This window comes from Sphingosinicella xenopeptidilytica (assembly GCF_042676985.1).
GTDB classification, from domain to species: domain Bacteria; phylum Pseudomonadota; class Alphaproteobacteria; order Sphingomonadales; family Sphingomonadaceae; genus Sphingosinicella; species Sphingosinicella xenopeptidilytica.
In genome coordinates, this window is the sequence record NZ_JBHTIK010000011.1 from 1 (window position 1) to 26,566 (window position 26,566).

The 26,566-nt window shown below is 64.7% G+C and carries 29 protein-coding genes and 1 tRNA gene; 22 read left to right on the plus strand and 8 right to left on the minus strand.

Annotated elements, in window-relative coordinates; genetic code table 11:
* Positions 1–54: 54 nt before the first annotated feature.
* Positions 55–381, minus strand: coding sequence for a type II toxin-antitoxin system RelE/ParE family toxin (locus ACFQ00_RS14385; protein ID WP_381492208.1), 327 nt, complete (start codon positions 379–381; stop codon positions 55–57).
* Positions 378–668 carry a type II toxin-antitoxin system ParD family antitoxin gene (locus tag ACFQ00_RS14390; protein WP_381492210.1) on the minus strand — a complete coding sequence of 97 codons (291 nt, stop codon included), beginning with the start codon at positions 666–668 and terminating at the stop codon, positions 378–380. Before ACFQ00_RS14390 ends, ACFQ00_RS14385 begins: the two co-directional genes overlap by 4 nt.
* Before the next feature lie 252 nt (positions 669–920).
* Between ACFQ00_RS14390 and ACFQ00_RS14395 the strand changes: the two genes are divergently transcribed.
* The 13 genes from ACFQ00_RS14395 (at position 921) to ACFQ00_RS14455 (ending at position 12,960) form a co-directional block, all read left to right on the plus strand.
* A complete protein-coding gene (locus ACFQ00_RS14395) occupies positions 921–2,948 on the plus strand; it encodes a conjugal transfer protein TraG (protein WP_381492213.1) in 2,028 nt (675 codons plus the stop codon).
* Positions 2,948–3,373 carry a CopG family transcriptional regulator gene (locus tag ACFQ00_RS14400; protein ID WP_381492216.1) on the plus strand — a complete coding sequence of 142 codons (426 nt, stop codon included), beginning with the start codon at positions 2,948–2,950 and terminating at the stop codon, positions 3,371–3,373. The genes ACFQ00_RS14395 and ACFQ00_RS14400 overlap by 1 nt, the downstream gene beginning before the upstream one ends.
* Positions 3,370–4,389, plus strand: coding sequence for a P-type conjugative transfer ATPase TrbB (gene trbB, locus ACFQ00_RS14405; protein WP_381492219.1), 1,020 nt, complete (start codon positions 3,370–3,372; stop codon positions 4,387–4,389). Before ACFQ00_RS14400 ends, trbB begins: the two co-directional genes overlap by 4 nt.
* Positions 4,358–4,693 carry a TrbC/VirB2 family protein gene (locus ACFQ00_RS14410; RefSeq protein WP_381492222.1) on the plus strand — a complete coding sequence of 112 codons (336 nt, stop codon included), beginning with the start codon at positions 4,358–4,360 and terminating at the stop codon, positions 4,691–4,693. Before trbB ends, ACFQ00_RS14410 begins: the two co-directional genes overlap by 32 nt.
* On the plus strand, positions 4,690–4,962 hold the full coding sequence (locus ACFQ00_RS14415; RefSeq protein ID WP_381492225.1) for a VirB3 family type IV secretion system protein: 273 nt from the start codon (positions 4,690–4,692) through the stop codon (positions 4,960–4,962). The genes ACFQ00_RS14410 and ACFQ00_RS14415 overlap by 4 nt, the downstream gene beginning before the upstream one ends.
* Positions 4,956–7,397: a conjugal transfer protein TrbE gene (gene trbE / locus ACFQ00_RS14420; protein ID WP_381492228.1), complete on the plus strand. Its 2,442-nt coding sequence runs from the start codon at positions 4,956–4,958 to the stop codon at positions 7,395–7,397. The genes ACFQ00_RS14415 and trbE overlap by 7 nt, the downstream gene beginning before the upstream one ends.
* A gap of 11 nt (positions 7,398–7,408) precedes the next feature.
* The gene (gene trbJ, locus ACFQ00_RS14425; protein WP_381492230.1) at positions 7,409–8,143 is read left to right on the plus strand and encodes a P-type conjugative transfer protein TrbJ; all 735 of its coding nucleotides are present in this window, start codon (positions 7,409–7,411) and stop codon (positions 8,141–8,143) included.
* 124 nt (positions 8,144–8,267) lie between these two features.
* Positions 8,268–9,563, plus strand: coding sequence for a P-type conjugative transfer protein TrbL (trbL, locus tag ACFQ00_RS14430; protein WP_381492233.1), 1,296 nt, complete (start codon positions 8,268–8,270; stop codon positions 9,561–9,563).
* Between the two features lie 3 nt (positions 9,564–9,566).
* Positions 9,567–10,388 (plus strand): conjugal transfer protein TrbF, encoded by an 822-nt coding sequence (trbF, locus tag ACFQ00_RS14435; RefSeq protein ID WP_381492236.1) that lies wholly within the window; start codon positions 9,567–9,569, stop codon positions 10,386–10,388.
* Complete coding sequence (gene trbG / locus ACFQ00_RS14440; protein ID WP_381492238.1) at positions 10,385–11,212, plus strand: P-type conjugative transfer protein TrbG; 828 nt, start codon at positions 10,385–10,387, stop codon at positions 11,210–11,212. Before trbF ends, trbG begins: the two co-directional genes overlap by 4 nt.
* 86 nt (positions 11,213–11,298) lie before the next feature.
* On the plus strand, positions 11,299–12,468 hold the full coding sequence (locus ACFQ00_RS14445) for a TrbI/VirB10 family protein (RefSeq protein WP_381492242.1): 1,170 nt from the start codon (positions 11,299–11,301) through the stop codon (positions 12,466–12,468).
* Positions 12,461–12,685, plus strand: a complete 225-nt coding sequence (locus ACFQ00_RS14450; RefSeq protein WP_381492245.1) for a DUF2274 domain-containing protein — start codon at positions 12,461–12,463, stop codon at positions 12,683–12,685. The genes ACFQ00_RS14445 and ACFQ00_RS14450 overlap by 8 nt, the downstream gene beginning before the upstream one ends.
* Complete coding sequence (locus ACFQ00_RS14455) at positions 12,682–12,960, plus strand: helix-turn-helix domain-containing protein (protein ID WP_381492248.1); 279 nt, start codon at positions 12,682–12,684, stop codon at positions 12,958–12,960. The genes ACFQ00_RS14450 and ACFQ00_RS14455 overlap by 4 nt, the downstream gene beginning before the upstream one ends.
* Positions 12,961–12,984: 24 nt before the next feature.
* Here the strand turns inward: ACFQ00_RS14455 and ACFQ00_RS14460 are convergent, their stop codons facing one another.
* The 4 genes from ACFQ00_RS14460 to ACFQ00_RS14475 all read right to left on the minus strand — a co-directional run bounded on the left by ACFQ00_RS14460 (position 12,985) and on the right by ACFQ00_RS14475 (position 15,660).
* Positions 12,985–14,208, minus strand: coding sequence for a tyrosine-type recombinase/integrase (locus ACFQ00_RS14460; RefSeq protein WP_381492251.1), 1,224 nt, complete (start codon positions 14,206–14,208; stop codon positions 12,985–12,987).
* Positions 14,209–14,371: 163 nt separating this feature from the next.
* Positions 14,372–14,447: transfer RNA gene (locus tag ACFQ00_RS14465), tRNA-Thr, on the minus strand.
* A 44-nt stretch (positions 14,448–14,491) separates the two neighbouring features.
* Positions 14,492–14,770, minus strand: a complete 279-nt coding sequence (locus ACFQ00_RS14470; protein WP_381492253.1) for a BolA family protein — start codon at positions 14,768–14,770, stop codon at positions 14,492–14,494.
* A gap of 38 nt (positions 14,771–14,808) precedes the next feature.
* Positions 14,809–15,660, minus strand: coding sequence for a CPBP family intramembrane glutamic endopeptidase (locus ACFQ00_RS14475; protein WP_381492256.1), 852 nt, complete (start codon positions 15,658–15,660; stop codon positions 14,809–14,811).
* Positions 15,661–16,002: 342 nt separating this feature from the next.
* Between ACFQ00_RS14475 and ACFQ00_RS14480 the strand changes: the two genes are divergently transcribed.
* The 5 genes from ACFQ00_RS14480 to ACFQ00_RS14500 all read left to right on the plus strand — a co-directional run bounded on the left by ACFQ00_RS14480 (position 16,003) and on the right by ACFQ00_RS14500 (position 20,696).
* A complete protein-coding gene (locus ACFQ00_RS14480) occupies positions 16,003–16,371 on the plus strand; it encodes a J domain-containing protein (protein WP_381492259.1) in 369 nt (122 codons plus the stop codon).
* A 42-nt stretch (positions 16,372–16,413) separates the two neighbouring features.
* Positions 16,414–17,358 (plus strand): cobaltochelatase subunit CobS, encoded by a 945-nt coding sequence (cobS, locus tag ACFQ00_RS14485; protein WP_381492761.1) that lies wholly within the window; start codon positions 16,414–16,416, stop codon positions 17,356–17,358.
* Between the two features lie 75 nt (positions 17,359–17,433).
* Positions 17,434–18,297: a hypothetical protein gene (locus tag ACFQ00_RS14490; RefSeq protein WP_381492261.1), complete on the plus strand. Its 864-nt coding sequence runs from the start codon at positions 17,434–17,436 to the stop codon at positions 18,295–18,297.
* 4 nt (positions 18,298–18,301) lie between these two features.
* On the plus strand, positions 18,302–20,161 hold the full coding sequence (gene cobT / locus ACFQ00_RS14495) for a cobaltochelatase subunit CobT (RefSeq protein ID WP_381492264.1): 1,860 nt from the start codon (positions 18,302–18,304) through the stop codon (positions 20,159–20,161).
* Between the two features lie 103 nt (positions 20,162–20,264).
* Positions 20,265–20,696 (plus strand): DUF5990 family protein, encoded by a 432-nt coding sequence (locus ACFQ00_RS14500; protein ID WP_381492267.1) that lies wholly within the window; start codon positions 20,265–20,267, stop codon positions 20,694–20,696.
* Positions 20,697–20,739: 43 nt separating this feature from the next.
* Here the strand turns inward: ACFQ00_RS14500 and ACFQ00_RS14505 are convergent, their stop codons facing one another.
* The gene (locus ACFQ00_RS14505; RefSeq protein ID WP_381492270.1) at positions 20,740–21,636 is read right to left on the minus strand and encodes a LysR family transcriptional regulator; all 897 of its coding nucleotides are present in this window, start codon (positions 21,634–21,636) and stop codon (positions 20,740–20,742) included.
* 122 nt (positions 21,637–21,758) lie between these two features.
* On the opposite strand from ACFQ00_RS14505, the gene ACFQ00_RS14510 reads away from it, so the two are divergent.
* The 4 genes from ACFQ00_RS14510 to ACFQ00_RS14525 all read left to right on the plus strand — a co-directional run bounded on the left by ACFQ00_RS14510 (position 21,759) and on the right by ACFQ00_RS14525 (position 23,755).
* Entirely contained in the window at positions 21,759–22,082 is a 324-nt protein-coding gene (locus ACFQ00_RS14510) for a UrcA family protein (protein ID WP_374598650.1), read from the plus strand.
* Between the two features lie 175 nt (positions 22,083–22,257).
* Positions 22,258–22,782, plus strand: a complete 525-nt coding sequence (locus tag ACFQ00_RS14515) for a glycine zipper 2TM domain-containing protein (RefSeq protein ID WP_381492273.1) — start codon at positions 22,258–22,260, stop codon at positions 22,780–22,782.
* A gap of 132 nt (positions 22,783–22,914) precedes the next feature.
* A complete protein-coding gene (locus ACFQ00_RS14520; RefSeq protein WP_381492764.1) occupies positions 22,915–23,157 on the plus strand; it encodes a DUF3297 family protein in 243 nt (80 codons plus the stop codon).
* Positions 23,158–23,161: 4 nt separating this feature from the next.
* Positions 23,162–23,755, plus strand: coding sequence for a prolyl hydroxylase family protein (locus ACFQ00_RS14525; RefSeq protein ID WP_381492276.1), 594 nt, complete (start codon positions 23,162–23,164; stop codon positions 23,753–23,755).
* A gap of 56 nt (positions 23,756–23,811) precedes the next feature.
* On the opposite strand, the gene ACFQ00_RS14530 is transcribed toward ACFQ00_RS14525, so the two are convergent.
* Positions 23,812–26,484, minus strand: coding sequence for a TonB-dependent receptor domain-containing protein (locus ACFQ00_RS14530; RefSeq protein WP_381492278.1), 2,673 nt, complete (start codon positions 26,482–26,484; stop codon positions 23,812–23,814).
* Between the last annotated feature and the right edge of the window lie 82 nt (positions 26,485–26,566).

Below are 26,566 nucleotides of genomic sequence, written 5' to 3' on the forward strand. Positions count from 1 at the left end.
AGCCCACCAGGGCGACCACGACCGCCGGAACTCTCTCTTATCCGGTGGACCCGCCTAATGGGGCAGGTCACGCACCACGCCGACGGTCACGTCATCGACGATGGTATAGAGAATCAGATGTCGTGGCCGGCGCACACCCGCGCTCGCTGATCGCGCGCGTTCACGACTGAGGCGAAGGTGCCACGAGCGTATATCGCCGCCGAGCTCCGGACGCGGGGCACTCCCCGGGCGTTCCGGGGCCTCGCTGATGTCGTGCAGCGCGGCCACGAGCAGCGCTTCGTAGCGCCTTCTTGCCTCCAGCCCGAATTCGCGTTCCGAATGCTCCAGAATATCGACGATGTCGGTCTCGGCCGCGGCAGCGAGACGGATCGTGCGGGTCAAGGGGTCTTGCCGGCGCGCTTTCCGGCCTCGACACCGAGTCTGCCGACCGCAGTGTCAATGGCCCCCGGCTTCACGTCCCGAAACCGGCCCGAGGCGAGATCGGCAAGACCCACGTGTGCCGCCTTGCGCAAGGCGTCGAGCTTGAGCGCATCCTCATTCTCGCGCTGTTCGACCAGCCGCAGCCCTTCGCGCAGAACCTCGCTGGCGTTCTGGTAACGTCCCGAATCCACCAGCATTTCAATCACATCCTGCTGATGGTCGGTCAGGACAACATTTCGTGTCGGCATCGTTCAATCCTCGCGCACCTATGTCCAAGCCATTATAGGATAATTGGCAGTATATGCCAATGACATCGTTCCAGCCTAAAGGCTGATGATTGGTCCGCTGCAACGGGAGCGCCAAAGCAATCCATACAGCCGTTCGCCCCACACTTGGCGGTGAAAATGCCGTTCCAGACGGCGGAGAGGCTGTAACGCTCCCGAGCGAGCCCGTGCGAGTCTTCTCCGGTCGGACCATTGCATTCGCGTCGGAGCCTTCCCGTGACCCCCACCAAGCTTCTGATCGGCCAGATTTTCGTCGTCTTCGCGATCGTCATCGCCGGCGTTTGGGCGGCGACGCAGTGGTGCGCGGCAGCGCTCGGGTACCAGTCGCAACTCGGCGACGCCTGGTTCGTGCTTGCAGGAACGCCGATCTACAAACCCTGGGCCATTTTCCCATGGTGGTTCCACTTCGACGCCTACGCGCCCCATATCTTTGACAAGGCCGGCGCGATCGCGGCAGCGAGCGGCTTCCTCGGCTGCGGCGCGGCGATCGCGGGCTCCCTCTGGCGCGCGCGCCAGGGCGCCCAGGTCACCACCTACGGGTCGGCACGCTGGGCAACGCGCCGGGAGATCGAACGCGCTGGCCTGTTCAGGGACGCAGGCGTGTTTCTAGGGCGCCTGCGCGGACGCTATCTCCGCCACGACGGCCCCGAGCACGTCATGGCGTTCGCGCCGACACGAAGCGGCAAAGGCATCGGTCTTGTCATCCCGACGCTGCTCAGCTGGCCGGGGAGCGCGGTCATTCATGATATCAAGGGTGAGAATTGGCAGCTGACCGCGGGATGGCGCGCCCGCTTCAGCCACGCGCTTCTCTTCAATCCGACGGACGCTGCGTCAGCAAGGTACAATCCGCTCCTTGAGGTGCGGCGGGGCGAACACGAAGTCCGCGACGTCCAGAACATCGCCGATATCCTCGTCGATCCGGAAGGCGCACTCGAACGCCGCAATCATTGGGAAAAAACCAGCCACAGCCTTCTCGTCGGCGCGATTCTCCACATCCTCTATGCCGAGGAGGAAAAGACGCTCGCGCGCGTCGCGACGTTCCTGTCCGATCCGCAGCGCACGTTCGTCGCGACGCTGAAGCGCATGATGTCCACCAATCACCTCGGCACAAAAGAGGCACCGCAGGTCCATCCCGTTGTCGCTTCCGCCGCGCGCGAGGTTCTGAACAAATCGGACAACGAACGCTCGGGCGTGCTCTCGACCGCCATGTCGTTCCTCGGGCTCTACCGCGACCCGACGGTTGCCGCCGTCACGTCCTGTTGTGACTGGCGCATCGCCGATCTTGTCGAGGCCGAGAATCCCGTGTCGCTCTACATCGTCATCCCGCCGTCCGATATTTCGCGGACAAAGCCGCTTGTCCGCCTCATCCTCAACCAAATCGGACGGCGCCTTACCGAACGGCTCGATGTCGAACGCGCTGAGGCGAACGGCAGGCACAAGCTTCTCATGATGCTCGACGAATTCCCGGCACTCGGACGGCTCGATTTCTTCGAGACGAGCCTTGCCTTCATGGCCGGCTACGGCGTTCGCGCCTTCCTCATCGCGCAGAGCCTCAACCAGATCGAGAAGGCGTACGGCGAGAACAATTCCATTCTCGACAATTGCCACGTCCGCGTGAGTTTCGCGGCCAATGACGAGCGCACGGCGCGGCGCGTTTCGGACGCGCTTGGGCAGGCGACCGAACAGCGCGCCATGCGCAACTATGCCGGGCACCGGCTCGCGCCCTGGCTCGCACATGTCATGGTCAGCCGCCAGGAGACCGCGCGGCCGCTGCTGACACAGGGCGAGGTGTTGCAGCTGCCGCCGAGCGATGAACTCATCATGCTCGCGGGGCTCGCGCCGATCCGGGCGAAGAAGCTGCGCTACTTTGAAGATCGCAATTTCAAGCGGCGATTGCTTCCGCCGCCCGTCATTGCAGAGGGCGCCGCGCGCGACCACCCGAAAGCACGCGCCGACGACTGGACCGGTCTTGTCCGCACACCTGACGCGCGGCTCGTGGTCGCCGGCGAGGACGCAAAACCGGACGATCATGACGGGCTTCAGCAGCAGCGGCATCCGGGGATTGAGGAGACGACCAAATCGCCAGATCCTGCGAAGCCGGTCGATGCGCTCGGCTTTGAGAAGGATGATACCGACCCGGCAATCGACAAGCGCGCAATGGACCAGGCGCGTGCGCGCGACGCGGTTATCCGCGCGCATGCGATCAACCAGTCCCGCGATTCCAAGCCGCTGCCGAAATTCTGATGGGCAGGACCAGGAAACCGCCGCGCGTGCGCTACCAGCTTTTCCTGCCACAGGAATTGAGCCACCGCTTCGAGGCGCTTGCCGCCCCGCCTGGCGCGTCCAAGTCGGCGATCCTCACCGACGCGCTCACCGCCTGGCTGAGCCGCGAGGCCGTCAGCGAACTCGAGCACCGGTTCAGCGGACGGCTCGACCGTATGTCGATGGCACTCGGGCGGATCGAACGCGATGGCCAGGTCCTGCTCGAAAGCCTTGCGCTGTTCGTGCGCTACGAACTGATGGTGCAGGCGCCGCTCCCTGATGCCGATGAGGCGTCGCGTGCGGTCGGCCGCGATCGTTTCAATGCTTTCGTCGCCCGCGTCGGCGAGGCGATGGCGAGTGGGCGGCGTACGCTCGGGACGCCTGCGATCGGAGGCGGCAAGTCATGAGCGAAGCCATCGCCGAAGGGCGCAAGCACGCGATGCTGCGGAGCGCGATGGGACCGACGATCGCGGCAGCGCTCGCTGATCCGCTGACGCAGGAGGTCATGGTGAACCCGGACGGCACGCTTCGGATCGACCGGCTCGGCGAGGGGCGGATTGACACAGGCGTGCGGCTCGACCCTGCGCAAGTCGAGCGCATCATCCGCCTTGTCGCATCGCACGCGCGCGCCGAGGTTCACGCGATGTCCCCGATTGTCTCGGCGGAACTCCCGCCCCGCGGCGAAGGGGCGGGCGAACGCTTCGAGGGCGTACTCCCGCCGGTCAGCGTCGCGCCCTGCTTCTCGGTCCGCAAGCCCGCCGCGAAAATCTACACACTCACCGACTATGTGAAGGACGGCATCATGCCTGCCGAGATGGCGCGGCTGCTGAGCCTCGCCGTCGTCGAACGCAAGACCATCCTCGTCGCGGGCGGCACCTCGTCGGGAAAGACGACGCTCGCCAATGCGCTTCTCGCCGAAATGGCTCACCTCAACGAGCGCGTCATCCTCATCGAGGACACGCGCGAATTGCAATGCGCCGCGCCCGACGTGGTCGCGCTCCGGACCAAAGCCGGCACGGTGACGATGGCCGATCTCGTGCGCTCAACACTCCGCCTCCGCCCTGATCGCATCATCGTCGGCGAGGTGCGGGGCAGCGAAGCCCTCGATATGCTCAAGGCCTGGAACACCGGACATCCGGGTGGCATCGCGACGGTCCATGCAAACAGCGCGCCCGCCGCGCTTGACCGGATCGAGCAGCTCATAGCCGAGGCGGTCGTCACCGTGCCGCGGCGCCTCATCGCCGACGCGATCGACGTGATCGTGTTTATTTCCGGGCGCGGTCGCGCCCGCCGCGTCTCGCGCGCGGCACGCGTCGACGGCATCGGACCGGACGGCGGCTACCGTCTCGTCGACCTCTTCGACTTTATGCCAGATATTCAAGGAGACCGACATGCGCACGCTTCGCACGCGAGACTACTCTAAGCTTCTGTTCGTCCTCGGCATCGCGGCACTCGGTCTTTTCATCGCGACTGGTGCCGAGGCCGCGGGCTCGGGTATGCCGTGGGAAGAACCTTTGCAGCAGGTGCTGGAATCGGTTCAGGGCCCCGTCGCGAAGATCGTCGCGGTGATCATCATCATCGTGACCGGCCTGACACTTGCGTTCGGCGAGACGGCAGGCGGCTTCCGGCGCCTGATCCAGATCGTGTTCGGACTGTCGATCGCCTTTGCGGCGTCGTCCTTCTTTCTCAGTTTCTTCAGCTTTGGCGGCGGGGCGCTCATCTCATGACCGCGACCGGCGACCATATCGAAGGCTTCGAAGCGCCAATGCACCGCGCGCTTGCCGAGCCGATTCTCCTCGGCGGTGCGCCGCGTGCCGTTGCAATCGTGAACGGTACGGTCGCTGCCGCGCTCGGCCTCGGCCTTCAGCAGTGGATCGCGGGCCTCGTGCTTTGGGTTCTGGGGCACACGCTTGCGGTATTCGCAGCGAAGCGTGATCCCGATTTCATGCCTGTGCTGGCGCGACATCTCCGCCAGAAAGCTTATCTCTCATGCTGATGCTCCACGAGTATCGCCGGCGCGCGGACCGGCTTGCCGATCACCTGCCGTGGGCGGCGCTCGTCGCGCCCGGCGTCGTGCTGAACAAGGACGGCAGCTTTCAGCGCACGCTGCGCTTCCGCGGCCCTGACCTTGAAAGCGCGACAGAAGCCGAACTCCTTGCCATCTGCGCGCGCGCAAACAATGTGCTGAAGCGTTTCGGCTCGGGCTGGTCGCTCCATATCGAGGCTGAACGCCGCGAAGCAATGGGCTATCCGGCGAGCGATTTTCCGGATGCAGCGTCCTGGCTCGTCGATGAGGAACGGCGCGCCGCGTTCGAGAGTGCGGACGCGCATTTTGAGAGCCGTTATTACCTGACGCTCACCTTCCTGCCGCCGCCCGATCAGGCGGACACCGCGGGCCGCGCGCTGATCGAGCGCGGCGACCCGCAACAAGGCCGCGACTGGCGGCGGGCACTGGCGAACTTCATCGTCGAGACGACCCGCGCGCTCGACCTGTTCTCCGGGTTCATGCCTGAGGTGCGCGCCCTCGGCGACAGCGAAACCCTGACCTTCCTGCACGGCACGATTTCCGCGCGCCATCACATCGTCGCCGTCCCCGAGACGCCGATGTATCTCGATGGGTTCCTCGCCGACACGCCGCTCACCGGCGGGCTCGAGCCGATGCTCGGAACGGAGCATCTGCGAACGCTCACCATACTCGGTTTTCCGAACCTCAGCCGTCCAGGGATCCTTGACGCGCTCAATCACGAGGCGTTCGGCTATCGGTGGGTGACGCGCTTCATCGCGCTCGACAAAACGCAAGCGACAAAGGTGCTGACACGGCTGCGCCGCCAGTGGTTCAACAAGAGGAAGTCGGTCACGGCGCTGCTGCGCGAGGTGCTCTACAATCAGCCCGCGCAGCTTCTTGACAGCGACGCCGACAACATGGTGACGGATGCAGACGCAGCGCTTCAGGCACTTGGTGCGGATCATGTCAGCTTCGGCTATCTGACGACGACGATCACCGTCGCCGATGACGACCGCGCCCGCGTCGAGGAAAAGGTCCGCGCGGTCGAGCGCATCGTGGGCGGCCTTGGGTTCACGACGATCCGGGAAAGCGTGAACGTGGTCGAGGCGTGGCTCGGATCACTGCCGGGACAGGTTTACGCCAATGTCCGCCAGCCCATCGTCCATACGCTCAACCTTGCGCATATGATGCCGCTGTCATCGGTCTGGGCTGGACCGTCGCGCGATGCCCACCTCGATGGCCCGCCGCTGCTCTATGCCGAGACCAATGGCTCGACGCCCTTCCGTCTGTCCACCCATGTCGGTGATGTGGGCCATATGCTCATCATCGGGCCGACCGGTGCCGGCAAGTCCGTGTTGCTCGCACTGCTGGCATTACAGTTCCGGCGTTATCGGCAAGCTCAAGTCTACATCTTCGACAAAGGCCATTCTGCCCGTGCCGCGGTGCTGGCTTGCGGCGGCGCGCATCATGCGCTCGGCCTTGACGGCGAAGATGGCGAGGGCGGCCGTGCTATCGCCTTCCAGCCGCTGCGCCATATTACCCAGGCCGGCGAACGTGCATGGGCGGCCGAGTGGATCGGTGCGCTGCTCGCGCACGAAAAGGTTCTCGTTACCCCCGAGGTGAAAGACGCGGTCTGGTCGGCGCTCACCAATCTCGCCACGGCTCGGCAAGAGGAACGCACGCTCACCGGCCTGACACTGCTGCTCCAGTCGGCACCGCTGAGATCTGCGCTCGCGCCCTATACATTGGAGGGGGCGTTCGGCTGTCTGCTCGACGCCGCCGAAGATGATTTGCGCGTCGCCGACGTGCAGTGCTTCGAGACTGAAGCCTTGATGGGGCGGTCGGGCGTGGTGGCGCCGGTGCTGTCCTATCTGTTTCACCGCCTCGAAGCCCGGTTCACGGGTCGGCCGACGCTGCTCATTCTCGACGAAGCCTGGGTATTTCTCGACCATCCCCTGTTTGCTGCGCGCATACGCGAGTGGCTTAAGGTGCTCAGGAAGAAGAACGTCAGCGTCGTCTTCGCGACGCAGAGCCTTGCCGACATCACAGACTCGGCAATCGCACCGGCGATCATCGAGAGTTGCCCGCAGCGCATTTTCCTACCCAATGACCGCGCGATCGAGCCGCAGGGCCAAGCCGCCTATGTTCGCTTTGGGCTCAACCAGCGCCAGATCGAACTCGTCAGTCGTGCCGTGCCCAAGCGGCAATATTATCTGCAATCGGCGCGGGGCAACCGGCTATTCGAATTGGGGCTGGGTCCGATCGCGCTCGCGCTCTGCGGTGCGTCCGACCCTGAAAGTCAGAAGCGCATCGACGCCGTGCTTGCCGAGCACGGCTCCGGTGACTTCGCCGCGCACTTTCTGCGTGCGTCCGGCCTCAACTGGGCCGGCGATCTACTTGCTGAATTCAATGAAACGAGAAGGTGAAGGAATTAATCATGAAAACAACGTTTGTTCACGCTGTTCTGCCGATCTCACTCACGGCGGTCACGATCATAGGGACTGCGGTTCCGTTCGGGCCCGCGTATGCGATCCCGGTCTTCGACAGCACCAACTATGCCCAGAACCTGCTGATCGCAGCACGTACGCTCAGCCAGATCAACAACCAGATATTGTCCCTGCAGAACGAAGCAAAGATGCTGTTGAACCAGGGCAAGAATCTCGCCCGGATCGATTTCCCGCAGCTCGACGCGCTCCGCGAAAGACTTGCCGACATCGACCGGCTGATGAGCGAGGCGCGGGGCATCGACTTTCGGATCGACGCGTTGGATGAGCGCTACCGCGGACTGTTTCCGGAAGAGTTCGAAGGCGTGTTCCGCCGTGATCAGCGCGCTGCCCGCGCACGCGATCAGCTGGACAGCGCCATGGCGGCGTTCCGGCACACGATGGACCTCCAGAACCGCATCGCCGACAATGTGACACGCGACAGCGAAGCGCTCGGCGAAATCGCCGCGCAGAGCCAGGGCGCGGAAGGCGCACTGCAGGTCGCTCAGGCAACCAACCAGCTCCTCACGCTCGCCGCCAAACAGCAGCTGCAAATCCAGCAGATGATGGCCGCCGAGTATCGGGGCCAGGCGATCGAGAAGGCGCGCGCCGGGCAGATCGCGCGCGAGGCGCGGGAATCAACGCGCCGGTTCCTCGGTGACGGCAAGGCGTACACGCCGCGCGATTGAGTTGGGATCAGGGCAGGGCTGCTCCCCCAGCTCCCCCGGCCCGCCTTGGTCCCGTCGCGGGGCTCGGCAGATGTGCCGGCTGTCACCGCTGCCGGCCCCGCGACACCATCTGGAGACCTGCAACGTGGATGATCTGAATGTCATTGATGGATTCCTGGAGGCGTTCATCCTCTACATCGACAGCGGCTTCGGGCTGCTCGGCGGCGATGTCGGGTTCCTGACCTCGATCCTCATCGGCATCGACATCACGCTTGCAGGCCTGTTCTGGGCTCTGGGCGGCGAAGACAATGTCATCGCGAAGTTCCTCGCCAAGATTCTTTACGTCGGCGTCTTCGCGCTCATCATCAATAGCTTCTCCGCGCTTTCGGATATCATCTTCCGTTCGTTTGCCGGCCTCGGGCTCACGGCTGGCGGCGGCGCGATCACCGCGGACGACCTTCTACGCCCCGGGCGGCTTGCCGGAACCGGGTTTGAAGCCGCAGCGCCGCTCCTTGCGCAGGCCGCGGACCTCGTCGGGCCGGTCGCGTTCTTCGAGAACTTCGTCGAGATCTCGGTGCTGATGATCGCCTGGGTGATCGTCATCGCGGCCTTCTTCATCCTTTCGATCCAGCTCTTCGTCACCATCCTTGAGTTCAAGCTGACGAGCCTTGCGGGTTTCGTCCTCGTGCCGTTCGCACTCTGGAATCGCACGGCCTTTCTCGCCGAGCGCGTGCTCGGGCATGTCGTGAGCTCGGGCATCAAAGTGATGGTGCTCGCCGTGATTGTCGGCATCGGTTCGGGCTATTTTGCCGAGTTTACGGGCGCGCTCACGGGCGACACGGTCAACATCGAGCAGGCGATCTCGCTGATGCTCGCAAGCCTCGCAATGTTGGGCCTCTCCATCTTCGGCCCCGGCATCGCATCGGGGCTTGTGTCAGGCGCCCCCCATCTTGGCGCGGGATCGGCGATCACGACGACCGCGCTTGCCGCTGGCGGACTTGCAGCGAGCGGCGCGGGCACGGCGGCAGCAATGCGCGGCGTGGCAAGCGCTAGTCTCGGGGCCGTTCGCGCAGGCACGTCAATGGGCGCGGCGGCGCATACGGCGTACCGGCTCGGCCAGGAGACCTCGGGTATGGGCACTACGCGTGCGGGTCTCGGCGGTGTCGGCACTGCCCTCAAGGGCGCGGCGCTGCAGGGCGCGGACAAGGCGCTTGGCCTCAGATCAGCCGTGACGGAGGGCCGAATGGCAGCCTGGCAGGCCGGCGCCGGTCTGTCGCGTCCGCCGGCAACGCCGCAACCCGCCGAGCCCATGCCCGACTGGGCGCAGAAGCTTCAAAGCGCGCAGTCGGCCCGTCACCGCCGCCAGATGGCGATCCACGCGATCCGTGATGGCGACCGCGGCGGCGGCGGGATCACGCCGGACATCAAGGAAAGGGACTGAGCCATGCGATTCAGACGTGCTGTTCAGCGTTACGGAAAGACGCCCGAACCGGAGACGCCATATCATAGGGCGGGGCAGCTCTGGGATGACCGGATCGGCGCCGCGCGCGTCCAGGCCCGAAACTGGCGATGGATGGCCTTCGGAGGATTGTTTCTCACCATTGGCCTTTCGTCGGCTTTGGTGTGGCAATCGCTTCAGAGCCGTGTCGTACCCTATGTGGTCGAGGTGGATCGGCTGGGCGAAGCGCGCAGTGTCGTGCCGGCGGAAACGGACTATAGCCCAACAGATCCGCAGATCGCCTGGCACCTCGGACGTTTCATCGGCAACGTGCGCAGCCGGTCGCTCGACCCCGTGCTGATGCGCGAGAACTGGCTCTCGGCTTATGACTTCGCGGGCGAAGGTGCTGCCCGATTTCTCGGCGAATACGCGCGTGCTGACAATCCGTTCGCCGAGGTCGGCCTCCGTACCGTGTCGGTGCAGGTGACCAGCATCGTTCGCGCGTCGGCGGAAAGCTTTCGCGTCAACTGGACCGAAAGAACATACGAACGCGGCACCCGTACCGGAACCTCGCAGTGGACGGCGATGGTCACGGTCAGGGTCCGGACCCCGCGCTCCGCCGATGTGCTGCGCAAGAACCCGCTCGGCCTCTACGTCGAGGCGATTGACTGGAGCCGCGAACTCGACGCCGGGAACCAGCGCGAGGCACGCCCCACCGCGCAGCGATCTGGGTTTTCCGCAGGACCTGATGATTTCTCCGGAGACGATACCCAGCGTGATGCCGACCCCAGCCTCAAGGTTCTGCCCAATGAGAGGAATGCCCAATGAGCCGGATTCTCATCATGTCTGCGAGTTTAACAGTGTTTGCCCTGTCTGCTGCCGCCGCGCCCGCCGTCCACGTCGAGGCGGCGAACACCGAGGCGCTCCGCGAACCTTCGCGCGCCGGGTATATCGATGCCGTGCAGGTCTATCCCTACAGTGAAGGCGCGCTCTACCGGCTCTACGCCGCGCCGGAGCGCGTCAGCGATATTGCGCTTCAGCCCGGAGAAACTATTACGTCCGTGGCCGCCGGCGATACGGTGCGGTGGACGGTGGGCGACACAACGAGCGGCAGCGGCGAGAGGAAGCGTGCGCACATTCTCGTAAAGCCGTTCAGCGCCGGGCTTTCCACCAACCTCGTCATCACCACCGATCGCCGCGCCTACCGTCTGCAACTCATGAGCACTGCCGCGACCAGCATGGCGGCGATCAGCTGGACTTATCCCGCCGACGCGCTGCTTGCGATACAGCGCAGGCAGGAGCAGGCGGAAGCGGCAAAGGCCGCAGCTGCGGGCGTCACGGTCGAAGATCTCAACTTCGATTATGTCATCACCGGCGACACGCCTGCATGGCGGCCTGTCCGCGCGTTCGACGATGGGCGTCAGACGTTTATCGCGTTTGCGCCCGACATCGCTGCCGGCGAGGCACCGCCCTTGTTCATCCTCGGGCCTGACGGCGAGGCCCAGCTCGTCAACTACCGCGTCGTCGGGCGCTATTATGTCGTCGACCGGCTCTTCGGCGCGGCCGAACTTCGTCTGGGCAAGAGAACGCAGCAGATCGTGCGCATCACGCGCACCGAACCCGGGGGCCGTAAAGACCGGGGGGCGTTGTGACCAAGGCGGATAATGCAGAGACTGCTCCTGCCGAACCTCTTTCAAACAAGGCTACTCCGGCGAAGGCTGATCCCGAGGCTTTGGTCATGCGCGCGAGCCCCGTCCGTGTGACGCGGTTTCGGCGCGGCGTGGTTATCGCCGTTGCCGCCGCTGGTTCAACGGCTGTCGTTGGTGTGGCTTGGTTTGCGCTCAAACCGCCGTCGTTCGAGCTTGCCGAAGAGCGGGAGCGGCCCGAACTCACGGCAAAGACGCCTGCCGATGCGCTGGAGGGTGCGCCGACAAGCTATGGCGACGTGCCGCAACTCGGCGAGCCGTTGCCCGGTGACCTTGGGCGGCCCATTCTCAATCGGCGGCGTGAGCTGCAAATGTCCTCTCGGGAACCGATCGATGAGGCCGCAAGAGCTGCGGTGCAGGCGGCTGAGGCTGAGCGTCAACGCGTGGCGGCCGAGGAGCGTGCGGCGCGGACGTCGAGCGTAATTCTGCAGCTGGCGCGTGCATCGCCGATGGGGGCGCCTGCGCTCAGCCTGGCACGAACAGCGGACGGCGGCGCAGTCAGTCCAGAAGAGGGCGTCATGGCACCTGATCCTGCCCGCGATCCGGGCGGTCAGCAGCGCAAGAACGCGCTTGTAGGGCGTTCGGAGAATAGCGGCGAGATCAATCCACACAGGTTGATACCGCCCGCATCGCCCTGGACGCTCCATGCCGGCAGCATCATATCGGCCAGCCTGATCACCGGCCTCGACTCTGACCTACCCGGCCTTGTGACGGCGCAGGTCACCGAGAACGTCTACGACAGCGTGACCGGGCGGACGTTGCTGATACCGCAGGGGTCGAGATTGATCGGCGGTTACGACAGCGTCGTTGCGTTCGGTCAGAGCCGCGCGCTTGTCGTATGGCAGCGCATCATCCTGCCTGACGGTTCCTCGATCCGGATCGACAATGTTCCTGCCGCCGATACTGAGGGTTACGCTGGCCTGTCCGACCGGATCGACCGGCATACCTGGCAGCTGCTGAAGGGTGTGGCGCTCTCGACGCTGCTCGGGGTCGGAACGGAACTCGGCTGGGGCAGCGGAGAGAGCGACCTCGTGCGCGCACTCCGCGAATCCACGCAGTTGGCGGGCAGCCGGGCAGGGGATGAGTTCGTCCGGCGGAGCCTCGACGTGCAACCGACCTTGCGTGTGCGGCCGGGCTGGCCCCTACGGGTGGTCCTGCACAAGGATCTGATATTGCAGGAATGGAGGATGGAGCGTGGCTGAGCTCAAGCTGCCGCGGCTACCGGATCGCACGCCGGTCAAGGTAACTATCAGCATTTCGCCGGATTTGCATGACGCGCTCCGGGAATATGCATTGGCCTACATGGATGCCTATGGTCGGGAAGAGCCCATTGCCGAGCTGATTCCTGCGATGGTCTCTCATTTTCTTGAGAGCGATCGCGGATTTCGGCGGAGGCGAGCGCCTTTGGCGAAAACATGAAACGCGGCTCTCATCCATTACCACGACGAAACTCGAAAGCTGTTCTTGAGGATTCGGCGTTGCCATGGTCTTCGGATGCACAGCAATCGCAGCTTCGTCCGCTGACCGTGAGAGTGCGCGTTGCAGCTGCGATGCTCGGCATTGGCCGATCGAAGCTCTATGAACTGATCGCCGAGGGCGAAGTCGAAACCCTCAAAATCGGCAACGCCACGCTCATCCCGGTGGATTGCCTGCACAAGCTGATCGAGAAAAGGCGGTTCGGTCCGCAATCCTGACTGGCTTTGCGGCCGAGCCTGCTTTCAGCGGGCCCGCTGAAAGTTCGCGACGATCACTTCGCCACCCGCGCGCAGTTCATCGAGGTGATCGGACCACCACTGCGCCATTTGTACCCGTTCCGCCCAGTGTGTGCCGCGATGATAGGCGGCGCGCACCGCATTGCGGTCGCGATGCGCAAGCGCGCGTTCGATCGCGTCTGGGTTCCACAGACCTGACTCGTTCAGAAACGTGCTGGCGATTGCCCGAAAGCCGTGCGCGGTCATTTCGTCGTTCGCGTAGCCAAGCCGCCTGAGAGCCTGATTGAGCGTACCGTCACACATGCACCGCTTGTTCGTGTGAAAGGCCGGAAAGAGAAAGGTGCCATGGTTCGCAATGGCACGAAGCTGCAGAACCAATGCGAGCGACTGTCTCGAAAGCGGCACCATGTGCGGCTGCGCCATTTTCATCTTTTCAGCCGGGATGCGCCAGACGGCCTCATCGAGATCGAACTCGGACCATTCCGCCTTGCGGAGTTCGCCCGGGCGAACGAAGAGATGTGGGGCGAGCTGCAGCGCGATCCGGGTTTCGGGCCGCCCATCGTAGCCGTCGATCGCGCGAAGCAGCGCACCGACCTTCCTTGGCTCAAGTACAGCGGCACGGTGCGTGACCTTCGGCGCGGTAAGCGCACCGCGCAGGATATCGGCGGGGCTTGAGGTTGCCCGCAAGGTCACGATGGCATAGCGGAACACGCGGTCGGCAAAAGCGCGGAGCCGGTGCGCCGTCTCACGGTGGCCGCGGCGTTCGACGCGGCGAAGCGCGTCGAGCATCTCGTGCGGAATAATTTCCGCGATTGGCCTGTGACCGATGTCGGGCTCAAGCACGTCGCGGAACCAGCGCATTTTGACGAGGGTAGACGCGGCCTTGCCCTCGCACGCCATCTTCTCGATGTACTCATCGGCCACCACGCGGAACGTCGTCGCCTGGCTCATTGCGGCTTCGAGCTCAGCCTGCTTCCTGGCAACGGCCGGATCGATGCCGGAGGCGATTAGGCGGCGCGCTTCGTCCCGCCGCTCGCGTGCTTCCGCGAGGCCGATTTCCGGGTATTTTCCGAGGTTTAGCTTCTTTTCATAACCCCGGAAGCGATACTTCAGACGCCAAAGACGTGCACCAGAGGGCTGAATCAGGAGAAAAAGACCCCTTTCATCGGCCATTTTATACGCATTTTTGCGTGGCTGAGAGGCGCGGATTTCTGCGGCTTTCAGAGACATTTGGGGGCCACCGATTTCGTTTCCGTTTCGTGGCCCCCACCGTGGCCCCCAAAACGCCCGGAAAGGGGTGGATCGGAGTGGACACCGGCGGATGGCCGATGTCCGATTTTACTCTATTTTAGAATGGGTTGCGAGCAAATATGGATCGCCGCGGAAGGGCTCCTGGTGCCGGGTGTCGGACTCGAACCGACGACCTACCGCTTACAAGGCGGTTGCTCTACCAGCTGAGCTAACCCGGCGCGCAGCGCTCTATTGCGGCGCCCTTCGGTGCAAATCAAGCGTTTCAGCGTTCCGGCAACGTCTCGCCGGGCGCGGCGGCGGCGATGGCGAGGGCGTGGATGCTTTCCATGAGGTCGCCGAGCGCGGCGTAGACGGCGCGTTGGCGCTGTACGCGGTTTTTGCCCGCGAAGGCTTCCGAGACGATGCTGACGGTGAAATGGCTCTCGCCAGTGCCGTCGTGACCGGCGTGGCCGCGGTGGCGGTCGCTGTCGTTGCGGACGTCGAGATGAGTGGGCTGGAGCGCCGCGAGGCGGCGTTCGATTTCGGCGCTGACTGTGGTCATGCCGTCTCTATACAGCAATGCGCCGGCGTGTCAGCTGGTCAGGCGACCTCCGCCCGCCGCTTCCAGAACCAGATCGCGAAGATCAGGATTGCGACTGGAACGGCGATGCCGAACTCGTCGATCACGTAGGGCGTCACCTCGCCGCGCGGGCCGGTGAGCGGGGTGAACACGCGCTGGATGAAGAGGTTGTGGCTGGCGTGCAGGATGGCGGCGGGCCAGAGGCTGCCGGACTTTAGCCGCAGCCACGCCGCAATCAGCGAGACGCCGAGCACGAGCACCATGAAGCAGGGTATCGCGACCCACCATTCGGTCTCTGCGTTGTAGCCGCCAAGCAGGATGAGCGGCATGTGCCACGCGCCCCAGATCACGGCGACGATGAACACGCTCGGCATGAAGCCGGCGAGCTTTGCGACGCGCGGCGCGAGGAAGCCGCGCCAACCGATCTCCTCGCCGAGCGCGGTGGCGAGCGAGATCGCCATGCCCGCTGTTGCCATCAGGAGCGCATAGCCGATGACGACGAGTGCCGGATGTGCATCGTTCCAGCCGAGGAAGGTGCGTGCCTGCTTGATGTTCTCCGCGTCCGCGAAGCCGCCGAGGCCGAATATCCACACGGCAGCATAAGCCAGGCCCGCGTATCCCAGAGGGACGAGGTAGGCGGTGAGGTTCCAGCGGTGCTCGCCCCAGCCCCAGCCGAGCGAGGCGAGGTCGAGGCGGCGGAAGCGGACGGTGAGCAGCGCGGCGATCGCGGGGGACCACATGAGGCCGGTGACATAGGGCATGAAGGCGGGGGAGGGCTGGAGGGTGACCAGGGGCACGTAAAAGATACAACTGAGACCCAGCGTCAGTGCGAGGAACAGGGCGATATCGCCGGAGAGCCTGCTTTTTTCCATGACCGATCCCCCTTGGTCGAAGGAGGAGCTTAGGATCATTCCGCGTTTTCTCAAGAGAGAATTTTCTCTGATCCGGACCGGGGCTGCCATTGCCGCCGTACCTTCCTATATAGGCGAAAAACCAGACTCAGGACCGCCCCGATCACTGCCCCCCGCAAACCTCGCGAACGCTTCCACGGCCGCGTCGATGCGCCGGAGCCGCCCCTTTGCGCGGAGCCGGGGTGCAATCAGCCGGGCGAGTTCCGCGCACCACTCTCCAACCGCGGGCGGGCGGGCTGGAAGTACCTGTGCCTCGATCATGCGCGCGCCTTCAACGCAGCCTATTCGTTTCAGGACGACGGTGTGCAGAACGCCGTGCCGGGCTGGGAACGGCGCACGCAGGCGTTCGCCTCCAACGCCTACGCAGGCGGCTTCGACGATCCGATCGGCGTGATGAAGGCGCGCATGGGCGGTTTCGCGCCGCCGAAGGCGCGCGGCGGGCGCGTGCTCGACAAGGCGGATACCGAGGCGCTCCGCACGCTCGGCCTTGACGAAAACGCGAGCTTCACGGACATCCGCGCCCGCTACAAGGAGAAGGTGCGGGTGCTGCATCCGGACGCAAACGGCGGGGACCGCACCCATGAAGCCGAGTTGCGCCGCGTGATCGATGCCTATACGCACCTTAAGGAAAGCCCGGGATTCGGGGCCGAACGGAAGAGCAGGAAGAGTTAAGTGGCGACGCAGCTGAAGGATAACGAACCGCACGGCACGCTGATGGACGCGCCGGACCTGGAGGTCGATGCGCGGCAGGTGTTCGGCATCGACGTGGACATGAAAATCCCGGCCTTTTCAAAGGCCGACGAACGCGTGCCCGACCTCGACACCGACTATGTGTTCGATCCCGACACGACGCTCGCGATCCTCGCTGGCTTCGCCTTCAACCGCCGCGTGATGATCCAGGGCTACCACGGCACCGGCAAGTCGACGCACATCGAGCAGGTGGCTGCGCGGCTGAACTGGCCGTGCATCCGCATCAACCTTGATTCGCACATCAGCCGCATCGACCTGATCGGCAAGGACGCAATCGTGCTGCGCGACGGCAAGCAGGTGACGGAATTCCGCGAAGGCCTGCTGCCATGGGCGCTGCAGACGCCGACCGCGCTCGTCTTCGACGAGTACGACGCGGGCCGCCCGGACGTGATGTTCGTGATCCAGCGCATTCTGGAGGTTGAGGGCAAGCTGACGCTGCTCGACCAGAACCGCGTGATCCGCCCCAACAAGTATTTCCGCCTGTTCGCCACCGCGAACACCGTCGGCCTCGGCGACACGACCGGGCTCTATCACGGCACGCAGCAGATCAACCAGGGTCAGATGGACCGCTGGAGCATCGTCACGACGCTCAACTACCTGCCGCCGGAAACCGAGAGCGCCATCGTTTCGGCCAAGGTGAAGGGCTTCGACGCGAAGACCATCGCCAACATGGTGAAGGTTGCCGACATGACGCGGCAGGGCTTCATTGGCGGCGACATCTCCACCGTGATGAGCCCGCGCACCGTGCTCACATGGGCGCAGAACGCGCAGATCTTCAACAACATCGGCTTCGGCTTCCGCGTCAGCTTCCTCAACAAGTGCGACGAGGCCGAGCGCGGCATCGTCGCCGAATACTACCAGCGCGTCTTCGGCGAGGAGCTGCCGGAGAGCATCGCGAAGAAGGCGTAGTCGGTGCGGCGCTGGACAAATCGTGCCATCGCGGGCGCTGCAGCGACATGTTTGGTCGCGTCGCTTGTTATGCCCATGCAGGGCGCCCTGGCCGCTGATCCCGCACCCAAGCTGAAGAACAAGTCGTTTCAGATCAGCGGGCCGCGGCTCGTCCTCGCGCCCGGCGAAGCGCCCACGACTCTCGGGACAACGCTCCACGTGCGGGAGAAGGATGTGATCTTCTCCGCACCGATCGGTTACAGGAATGCGGCGGAGCTGCTTGAACCCGTGACGGCGAGCGTGGCCGGGTTGCAGCTGACGATGGAAGCGGGCGCGGTCCTTGCCGAACATACGGCGAAGGGCGGCTATCTGGCCGATCTTCCCGCCGATGCCCTCGTCGTCTGCGAAGAGCCGAAACAGGATCTCGCCAAGAGCCTGATGGGGGCGGTTACGCTCGGCCTCACCTCGCTCGGTGCCCGCTATTCGGCCTGGACGCAACTCTGTGCCGTCGATGCGGACCGCGACGGAAGCATTGAAAAGCTCTTCCTCGCCGGCGCAAAGCAGCCGGAAGACCGCGTGTTCACGGAGATTGCCCCGGCACGCATCGCCGTGTCGTCGAGCAAGCCGATTCCCGACAGCCGGGTCGATGTCGTCTATTTCGACGGGGGCGCGCTGAACAGCGAGAACGTCGAGTTTCAGGTGTACATGAGGGGTGCCAAGCTGACGCTGGACCGCGTTTATTTCAGCGACGATCCGGCGGACAAGGGCGCAAGATGGTACACGCCGATCAAGGCCAAGAAGCTGCCGCATCCAATCGTGTACGGCGCATCGTCGCTGACGGTCCTTTCGGTCGACGCGGCGAGCAAGACCGCCGAAGTGCGTCCCGAGAGCGGTTTCGCGCCTACGGAGATCAATTGGCGACTGCAACCGCAATACATCTACGTTTACGTTCCGGGCTGATCGAATGAGCAAGCCAGAGAACAAGATCGAGGATTTCCGGCACGCGCTGGCGGCCACGCTGCGCGCGATGGCGCACGTGCCGGAGTTCGACCTGACCTATACGGCGGACAGGCCGGGGGCTTCGGGCAATCAGGCGCGGGTGCCGCAGCCCGCGCGGGGGCTCCCCGCCGATCAGGTCGCTGAGGCACGCGGCTGGGCGGACAGTTTCGCGCTGCGCCGCCGTCACCATGATGTGAAGCGTCATGCCGCGCTCCAGCCGCCGGCAGGATTGCCGCGTGACGTGTTCAACGCGGTCGAGCAGGCGCGCGTCGAGGCCATCGGCGGCCGCGACATGGCGGGCGTTGCGGTCAATCTTTCGCAGATGAACCTTGCGCGCGTGAAGGCGGATCCGCTGGTCCGTGCGCGCAATCTCGACGAGGTGCCGCTGGCGAGCGCCGTCGGCATGATCGCGCGCGAGCGGCTGACGGGCGAGCCGTCGCCCGCCATCGCCGACGCCGGGCTGTCGCATGTGCGCGACTGGATCGAGGAGAAGGCCGGGCGCCACCTCGACGACCTTGCCGCCAATCTCGACGATCAATCCGCGTTCGCATCGCTCACCCGGCGCATCCTTGCCGATCTCGGTCTCGGTGAGGACAAGGGCGAGGAGCCCGAGCAGGACGATCAGGAAAGCGGCGAGGACGAGCAGCAGAACGAGGGCGACAGCGACGACGGCGACGACGAGGGCGCCGCCGGGCAGGATTCGAGCATGGATACCCGTGCCGAGGAGAGCGAAAGCGGCGATCAGGAGACGAGCCAGAGCGCGGAGATGGACAGCGACGCCATGTCCGACGCCGACATGGCGGAGGACGGCGACGAGGGCGTGGTGCCGTGGCGCCCAAACACGCCGACGAACGATCTCTCGCCCGATTTCGATTATCACGCCTACACCGCGAAGTTCGACGAGGTGCTGACCGCCGAGGAGCTTTGCGACGCCGAGGAACTGACGCGCCTGCGCGGCTATCTCGACCAGCAGCTCGTGCACCTGCAAGGCGCGGTGACGAAGCTCGCGAACCGCCTGCAGCGCCGACTGATGGCGCAGCAGAACCGGGCGTGGGATTTCGATCAGGAAGAAGGGCTGCTCGATCCGGCGCGACTGACGCGCGTCGTCGTGAACCCCGAGCACGCGCTCAGCTACAAGATCGAGCGCGACACCGATTTCCGCGACACGGTGGTGACGCTGCTGATCGACAATTCGGGTTCGATGCGCGGGCGCCCCATCTCGATCGCGGCGATCTGCGCGGACATCCTCGCGCGCACGCTCGAACGCTGCGCGGTGAAGGTCGAGATCCTCGGCTTCACGACGCGCGCATGGAAAGGCGGGCAGAGCCGCGAGCAGTGGCTGGCCGACGGCCGCCCGCCGAAACCGGGCCGCCTCAACGACCTCCGCCACATCATCTACAAGACCGCCGACGCGCCGTGGCGCCGCGCGCGCAAGAACCTCGGCCTCATGATGCGCGAGGGGCTGCTCAAGGAAAACATCGACGGCGAGGCGCTGCTCTGGGCACACAACCGCCTGATCGGGCGTCCCGAGGAGCGGCGCATCCTGATGGTGATCTCGGACGGCGCGCCGGTCGACGATTCGACGCTGTCGGTGAACAGCGGCAATTACCTTGAGCGCCACCTGCGGCAGGTGATCAAGTGGATCGAAGGCCGCTCACCCGTGGAACTGATCGCCATTGGCATCGGCCACGACGTGACGCGTTACTACAACCGCGCCGTCACCATCATGGACGCCGAGCAACTCGGCGGCACGATCATCGAACAGCTCGCGCAGCTTTTCGAAGAGGAAGGCGCGGGCAAGGGGCGGGGACGCCGGGCGGCATAGGAGTAGGCAGTATTCCGACGATGTCGGGTGGCAAGGAGCGGCCAAAACTGGCGCCGGGTTTCCCGTCCTGATAGGCATGAACCCTCCGCAGGACACTCAGGCCATGTCGAAGCGTACCATTGCTCTCCGTCTTGTGATCGATGATCCCGTGCCGGGCGTCACGTACAGCCTTCAGGACAAAAAAAGCGTACCTGTCGGCCCTGTGGTCGCGGGCAATACGGCGCTTTCGTTCGACGTGCCGGTTCAGCTTGCGCCCGGACCCAAGCTCAGTGGCGAATTTGTTCGCCGGGAAGGACCGGAGCGGCGCTTTGTCTACATAGCCATTGGCGGGCAGGCCGGCGATACGGCGTCGGAGTGGAGCCGACGCGCCAAGATCGACGTTCACACTATTCCCAATGATCTTCTGGAGCGGGCCGTCGCGCCGAAGGCTCTGGAATGTCACTTGCCCGGCCGCGCGAAGGATAATGGTCCAGCCTGCGGCACCGTTAAACCTCTAGGCGGCTGGCAAGTGACGGATGCTGCTGCCCATCCTTGAGCTGTCGATTGCATCGGGCCTGCGCACGAGATGGCCGCTTCGCTCAGTCTCTTACCGGCCGCCGCGCGAGCCGGGAGAGCGCATCGCCGAGGAAATCCATCACCACGCGCACCCTCGGCTCATGCCGGAGGCGCTCGTGCGTCAGGAGCCAGACGCCGCGCTCGACGTTATCGGGAGCGGGCATACAGCGGATGAGGTCGGGCTCCGCATCGGCCACGAAGCAGGGGAGCGCCGCGATGCCCGAGCCGGATTTGACCGCGGCCAGAATCCCCGTGAGCGAGGCGTGCATCAGGACGACGGAGTCTTCGAGGCCGTGCTGTTCGAGCCAGTGCCTGTAGATGCGCCACACGCCTTCGCTGCCGCCGCCGATCATCGGATGTTCGCGCAGGTCGGCGAGGGTTTTCGGCAGGCCGCGTGTCGCTGCGTAGCTTCGGCTGCAATAGGGTGTCCACGTTTCGTCGGCGACGCGGCGGCAGACGAGCCCGGCTCCGGCAGGGCGGCGTGCGCTGCGGAGCGCGATGTCGGCTTCGCCCACCGCGAGGTCGCATAGCGCCTCGGTGGCGTCCAGCTCGATCCGGATCGCCGGATGCGCGGCGCGCAGATCGCGCAGGATCGGCGAGAGGATGGTGACGGCGTGGATTTCCTGCGCGGATAGGCGCACCGTGCCGCTCGCCTGCCGCACATGGCCGCCCGCCGCATCGGCAAAGCCCGACGCGGCGGCATCGACGGCTTCGGCGTGGCGGAGCAGCGAGTCGCCCGCCGGGGTCAGCGCATAGCCGCTTTGGCGGCGCTCGAAGAGCATGACGCCGAGGGCTGCTTCCAGCGCGGTGATGCGCCGCGCCACCGTCGTCTGGCTTACCCGCAGCGCGGTGCCGGCGGCGAGCGTGCTGCCCGTGCGCGCGACGGCAAGGAAATGGCGCAGGTCGTTCCAGTCGAACATGGGTCCATTCTGCACATTTGCAGAACGAGCTGGCAATATCGTTGTTCGGAGAGTGGGCGCAAACGCGCTATTCAGGCACTGCGGCGCCGCGAACCCCTCCCACACCGCATGGAGCCTGACCGATGAAAACCCTGCTTGCGCTCTCCGCGCTCGCCGGCGCCCTGTGGGCGCTGCCCGCAGCCGCCGAACCCATTTCCCCGCAAACGACGCGCGTCGTGTCCTACGGCGATCTCGACCTCGCGACCCACGAAGGACGCCGCACGCTCGATCGCCGCATCGGTATTGCCGTCCGCAGCGCATGTGGCGCGGCCTCGAGCGCCGATCTTGTCGGCAAGCGCGAGGTGCGCCGCTGCCGCGAGGTGACGCTGGCGGCCATCAGCCCCGTCGGCGCCGCCATGCAAAGCGCTGCTCTTGAAGACGGCCCGGCGCGTCCTCCCACGCGCTGAGCCGCTCTGGCCCGTCGCAGCATCACCTGCGACGGGCCGTTCGTCGCACCTGTCCGAACCCTGACAGAAACATTCACAAGCCGTTCAAACGGCGAGTCGCAGTCTCTCCACGTGGTCATCGGCGGACCCGGTTCCCCTCCCGCCGATGGCCGCGAGCAAAGAGTGGAGAGACGATATGTTGAACAGGATTCTAATGGCCGCTGCGGCGATGACCATGCTGACGGCGGCGCCGGCGATGGCCGACAACGACCGTTGGGATCGCGGCGGCAAGCATTGGCAGAAAGATCGCCACGACGAGCGCAAGGCGTATCGCAAGGGCTACCACGACGGGCGCAAGTACGACCGCCGGGATGACCGCCGCGACAACCGCTATGCCTACCGCGACGGCTATCGTGACGGCCGCTTCTATGACGGTCGCCGCTATTACGACAATTATCGCCCGGTCTATTACCGGGGTTCCAATGATTATCGTGGCGGCTGGTATGGCCAGGGCGGCCGCTACTATTCGAGCTACGATCGCTGCCGCAAGGACAGCAACATCGAAGGCACGCTGATCGGCGGCGTTCTCGGCGGTGTGCTCGGCAACGAGGTGGCGCGCCGCGGCGACAAGACTGTCGGAACCGTGATCGGCGCGGGTCTTGGCGCACTCATCGGCCACGAGATCGACGACAAGGGCGGCAAGCGTCGCTACTGCTACTAAAGGCCGCGCCGCCGGTTCGCATTGAACCCCATCGCGGCTGGCGGAACGGGCCGCCCGGACAAGTACCGGGCGGCTCTTTTCTTTCGCGCCAAAGAGGCTAACAAGCGGGCAAAGAAACCGCAGGACCTGATCATGACCGAAACCGACAGCCCGCCCGACCGCCTGTGCGCGGATCCGGACAGCCCCTTTTTCAGCGAAGCCGCGATGGAACGCGGCGTCGGCATCCGCTTCAAGGGGCGCGAGCGCACCGATGTGGAGGAATACAGCGTCAGCGAAGGCTGGATCCGCGCGGCGCTTGGCAAGAAGGTGGATCGGCGCGGCAAGCCGCTCACCATTACGCTGAAGGGCGAAGTCGAGGCCTACTGGCGGAGCTGATCCGATGCTCGAAGGGGCACAGAAGGTTCCGAGCCCGAAGCTCGACCTTTTTATCCGCAAGCGGTTTCTGACGCCGGAGGAATGCGCGGAAATCGTGGCACGCATCGATGCGAAGCGGCGGCCTTCGGAAATCGCAGACGATCTGGGCTACGCCGCCTATCGCACCAGCGAGACCTGCGATCTCGACGGTGCGGACCCCGTTGTCGCCGCGCTCAACGAACGCATCTGCGCGTACATGGGGATCGACCCCGCGTTCGGCGAACCCATTCAGGGCCAGCGCTATGCGGTGGGGCAGGAGTTCAAGCAGCACACCGACTATTTCGAGCCGGACGGGCCGGATTATGCGCGTTACTGCACGGTCTCCGGCCAGCGCACGTGGACGGCGATGATCTACCTCAACGACCCCGCCGCGGGCGGCGCCACGCGCTTCAAGGTGATCGACAAGATCGTGCAGCCGGAAACCGGCAAGATCGTCGCGTGGAACAACCGCCGCGCCGACGGCACGCCCAATCCCGCGACGCTGCACGCCGCGATGAAGGTGCGGAGCGGTGTCAAATACGTCATCACCAAATGGTTCCGCGAACGCCCCTGGGGATGACATGAAAAAGGGCCCCGCACGCTGGTGCGAGGCCCTTTTCCGTTGACCCGGGTACGTTAGAACTTCGCGCTGAGACCCAGCGAGAAGGACCGGCCGATGTCGTAGGTGTTCCGATCGACACGCGTGCCGTTGTACTGCTGGAACTCCTCGTAATTCTCGCCCGTCAGGTTGCGTGCTTCGAACTTCACTTCGAGCTCCTTGCCCGCAACCGTAAAGCCCTGCCGCGCCACGAAATCGAGACGCAGGCCCGGCTCCTCGATGAAATCGATCGGCGTGCCCTGATACGAGAAGCGGTTCGAGATGCGGTTGCTGGCGTAGGTCAGCATCAGCGTCTGCTGGGAGAGACCTTCGCTGTCCTCGAAACCGATCTGCACGTTGACGATATGATCGGACTGGCCGGTGAGCTTCGCACCGTCGTTGAAGACGAGCGAGGCCGCGATCGGCACGCCCGCCGTATCGGTCGGGATCGTCGTGTCCCCGGCGCCCACCTTGATCTTCGATTTCGTGTACGTGTAGTTCGTCGCGATCAGCAGATCGCGCGTCTCGAAGAATTTGCCGGGCAGCCAATCGGACAGCGCGAAATACTTCTGCACCTCAAGCTCGGCACCGTAGAGCTGGGCTTCCGGCGCGTTCGCGAAGGTGGTGAAGAACGTCTGCCCCTGCTGCGTGGCGATCGCCTCGATCGGCTTGTCGATCTTCTTGTAGAAGCCGGCGAGCGACACGCGCTCGTTGCGACCCATATACCATTCGTAGCGCGCCTCGAAGTTCAGGAGCTTGCTGTCGGTGAGGTACGCGTTGCCGATGAACGTGCGGTCCGATTCCGTATCGAAATACTGCTGCGGCGCCAGCTCGCGGAATTGCGGGCGGGCGATGGTTTTCGACGCGGCGATACGGAGCTGCATGTCCTCCGCGAAGTTCCACGTGATCGTTGCCGCGGGCAGGAAATAATCGTTGGCAAGGTTCGTCGAGAGACCGGCGGCACCACCCGTGCCGAACAGATCGATGGCGTTCACGAATTGCTTCGCATCCTCGTAGCGCACGCCGATGCTGGCGTTGAGGAATTCCATCAGCTCGATCTCGGCCTGCAGGTATCCGCCATGCACTTCGAGACCCGCATCGTATTTCGCGACGCCCGCCGCGCCGGAGCGGTCGGTGAGCACGATGTCGTAGGTGTAGATGTTGTAGTCGGAGAGCAGATAGTCGGGGCGCTGCTGCGCGACGGCGAGACCGAGGCTCGCTTCCGGAAGGAAGGCGAAATCGCGGCGCGTCGACGTACGTGTCGTGTCCGAATAGGCGTAGCCCGCGGTGAGCGTGATGCTGCGCTCGGTCGGCAGCTTCCAGCTGACGTTCGCGGAGCCTGCCCACACATCTTCCGACAGATCGGAGAACGAAATCGTCGCGCTCTGGCCGCCGGTGCGCAGATCGTTGATGAAGTCGCCGACTTCCTCGTCGTAGCGATAGCTGAACGCCCGCTCGTACGGAGCCTCGCGCTGCGTGTTGGCGTAAGTGCCGCGCACGTCGAACGCAACGTCCTTGAACTTGAATTCGCCGACGAACTGCGTGTCGATGAGCTGACGCTCGAACCAGTTCGTATAGCTCTTGTTCAGACGGTCGGAACCGACGTTGATCTCATCAACGCCGTCCTGAATGCGTGCTTCCTTGGAAGTGTCGCGGATGTAGAGATTGGTCCAGCGCAATTTGTGCTCGCCGAACTCGTAGCCGAGGCCGAGCAGGCCGTGCACGACGATACGGTTTTCGGTGGAGAGGAACCGGAAGTTGCTGTCGGGCCGGATAACGTCCTCACCCTCGCTGTTCGCGGAGAGGCCGATCGTCTGCTGCTGCAGGCCCCCGCGCGTTTCCCAGCTATTGTCCCAGCCGAACGCTGCAATGATGCCGAAGCGGTCGCTGCCGATGTCGAAGCTGAGACCGCCGCTGATATCCACGGAGCCGTTCAGCGGGATGTCGTTGTTGCCCTGCACGACCGTTGTCGGTGCATTGAGCAGGCTCGCGGTGAGGCCTTTCATCGTATCGAGGCTGAAGTTCGGGCCGACGACCAGAAGGTTGCCGCTGTTCATCGCCGCCTTCAGGTTCGCCGGGACGTTGCGCGATCCGTCGTCGAAGCCGGTCCAGTCGGTATCGCTGCCGTAATAGGTGTAGCCGCGCTGGAAGGTCGTCTCGCTGTCGCCGCTGAGGCTGCCGCCGATCTTGAGGAAGCTTTCCTCCGGGATCGCCGCCGTCGTCAGGTTGATGACGCCGCCGCCGAATTCGCCGGGATAGTTCGCCGAATAGCTCTTCTGCACGACCGAGCTTGCGATCACGTCGGTCGGGAAGATGTCGAGCGGCACGACGCGGCGCAGCGGCTCTGGCGAGGGCAGGGGCAGGCCGTTCAGCAGGGCGAGCGAATATCGTTCGCCGAGACCGCGCACGTAGACGAAACGCCCGCCGACGAGGCTGAGACCGGTGACACGCTGCAGCGCGCCCGCGATGTCGCCTTCGCCGGTACGCGCGATTTCCGCTGCCGAAAGCACGCTTACGACTTCAGGCGTCGCGCGGATCGGCTCGGGAATGTAGCGGCCCTGCACGACGATCACTTCGTCGCTAGCGCTCACACCGGGCGCGGAAATATCGATCGATTCATCTGGCTGCGGCTGCGTTTCCTGCGCCAGTGCAGGCACGGATACGAGTGCGCTCGACAGCAGCAGGGCGGCGAGTGACGAGGGTTTGGTCATGCGGGGATTTCCCATCTTCCTGAACTGAAGGGGGGCGACGGCCGCCGATGCGCGCCGCCGCCCCGGATGCTTCACGGATGGA

Coding starts and splice junctions, on each gene's coding strand:
- ACFQ00_RS14400 (WP_381492216.1), top strand. CDS start 2,948: ATGGGCAGGACCAGGAAACCGCCGCGCGTGCGCTACCAGCTTTTCCTG.
- ACFQ00_RS14530 (WP_381492278.1), bottom strand. CDS start 26,484: ATGACCAAACCCTCGTCACTCGCCGCCCTGCTGCTGTCGAGCGCACTC.
- trbB (WP_381492219.1), top strand. CDS start 3,370: ATGAGCGAAGCCATCGCCGAAGGGCGCAAGCACGCGATGCTGCGGAGC.
- trbJ (WP_381492230.1), top strand. CDS start 7,409: ATGAAAACAACGTTTGTTCACGCTGTTCTGCCGATCTCACTCACGGCG.
- cobS (WP_381492761.1), top strand. CDS start 16,414: ATGGACGCGCCGGACCTGGAGGTCGATGCGCGGCAGGTGTTCGGCATC.
- ACFQ00_RS14445 (WP_381492242.1), top strand. CDS start 11,299: ATGCGCGCGAGCCCCGTCCGTGTGACGCGGTTTCGGCGCGGCGTGGTT.
- ACFQ00_RS14415 (WP_381492225.1), top strand. CDS start 4,690: ATGACCGCGACCGGCGACCATATCGAAGGCTTCGAAGCGCCAATGCAC.
- ACFQ00_RS14410 (WP_381492222.1), top strand. CDS start 4,358: ATGCGCACGCTTCGCACGCGAGACTACTCTAAGCTTCTGTTCGTCCTC.
- ACFQ00_RS14515 (WP_381492273.1), top strand. CDS start 22,258: ATGTTGAACAGGATTCTAATGGCCGCTGCGGCGATGACCATGCTGACG.
- ACFQ00_RS14510 (WP_374598650.1), top strand. CDS start 21,759: ATGAAAACCCTGCTTGCGCTCTCCGCGCTCGCCGGCGCCCTGTGGGCG.
- ACFQ00_RS14525 (WP_381492276.1), top strand. CDS start 23,162: ATGCTCGAAGGGGCACAGAAGGTTCCGAGCCCGAAGCTCGACCTTTTT.
- trbF (WP_381492236.1), top strand. CDS start 9,567: ATGCGATTCAGACGTGCTGTTCAGCGTTACGGAAAGACGCCCGAACCG.
- trbG (WP_381492238.1), top strand. CDS start 10,385: ATGAGCCGGATTCTCATCATGTCTGCGAGTTTAACAGTGTTTGCCCTG.
- ACFQ00_RS14470 (WP_381492253.1), bottom strand. CDS start 14,770: ATGACCACAGTCAGCGCCGAAATCGAACGCCGCCTCGCGGCGCTCCAG.
- ACFQ00_RS14390 (WP_381492210.1), bottom strand. CDS start 668: ATGCCGACACGAAATGTTGTCCTGACCGACCATCAGCAGGATGTGATT.
- trbE (WP_381492228.1), top strand. CDS start 4,956: ATGCTGATGCTCCACGAGTATCGCCGGCGCGCGGACCGGCTTGCCGAT.
- ACFQ00_RS14460 (WP_381492251.1), bottom strand. CDS start 14,208: ATGTCTCTGAAAGCCGCAGAAATCCGCGCCTCTCAGCCACGCAAAAAT.
- ACFQ00_RS14475 (WP_381492256.1), bottom strand. CDS start 15,660: ATGGAAAAAAGCAGGCTCTCCGGCGATATCGCCCTGTTCCTCGCACTG.
- cobT (WP_381492264.1), top strand. CDS start 18,302: ATGAGCAAGCCAGAGAACAAGATCGAGGATTTCCGGCACGCGCTGGCG.
- ACFQ00_RS14500 (WP_381492267.1), top strand. CDS start 20,265: ATGTCGAAGCGTACCATTGCTCTCCGTCTTGTGATCGATGATCCCGTG.
- ACFQ00_RS14455 (WP_381492248.1), top strand. CDS start 12,682: ATGAAACGCGGCTCTCATCCATTACCACGACGAAACTCGAAAGCTGTT.
- ACFQ00_RS14490 (WP_381492261.1), top strand. CDS start 17,434: ATGCAGGGCGCCCTGGCCGCTGATCCCGCACCCAAGCTGAAGAACAAG.
- ACFQ00_RS14505 (WP_381492270.1), bottom strand. CDS start 21,636: ATGTTCGACTGGAACGACCTGCGCCATTTCCTTGCCGTCGCGCGCACG.
- ACFQ00_RS14520 (WP_381492764.1), top strand. CDS start 22,915: ATGACCGAAACCGACAGCCCGCCCGACCGCCTGTGCGCGGATCCGGAC.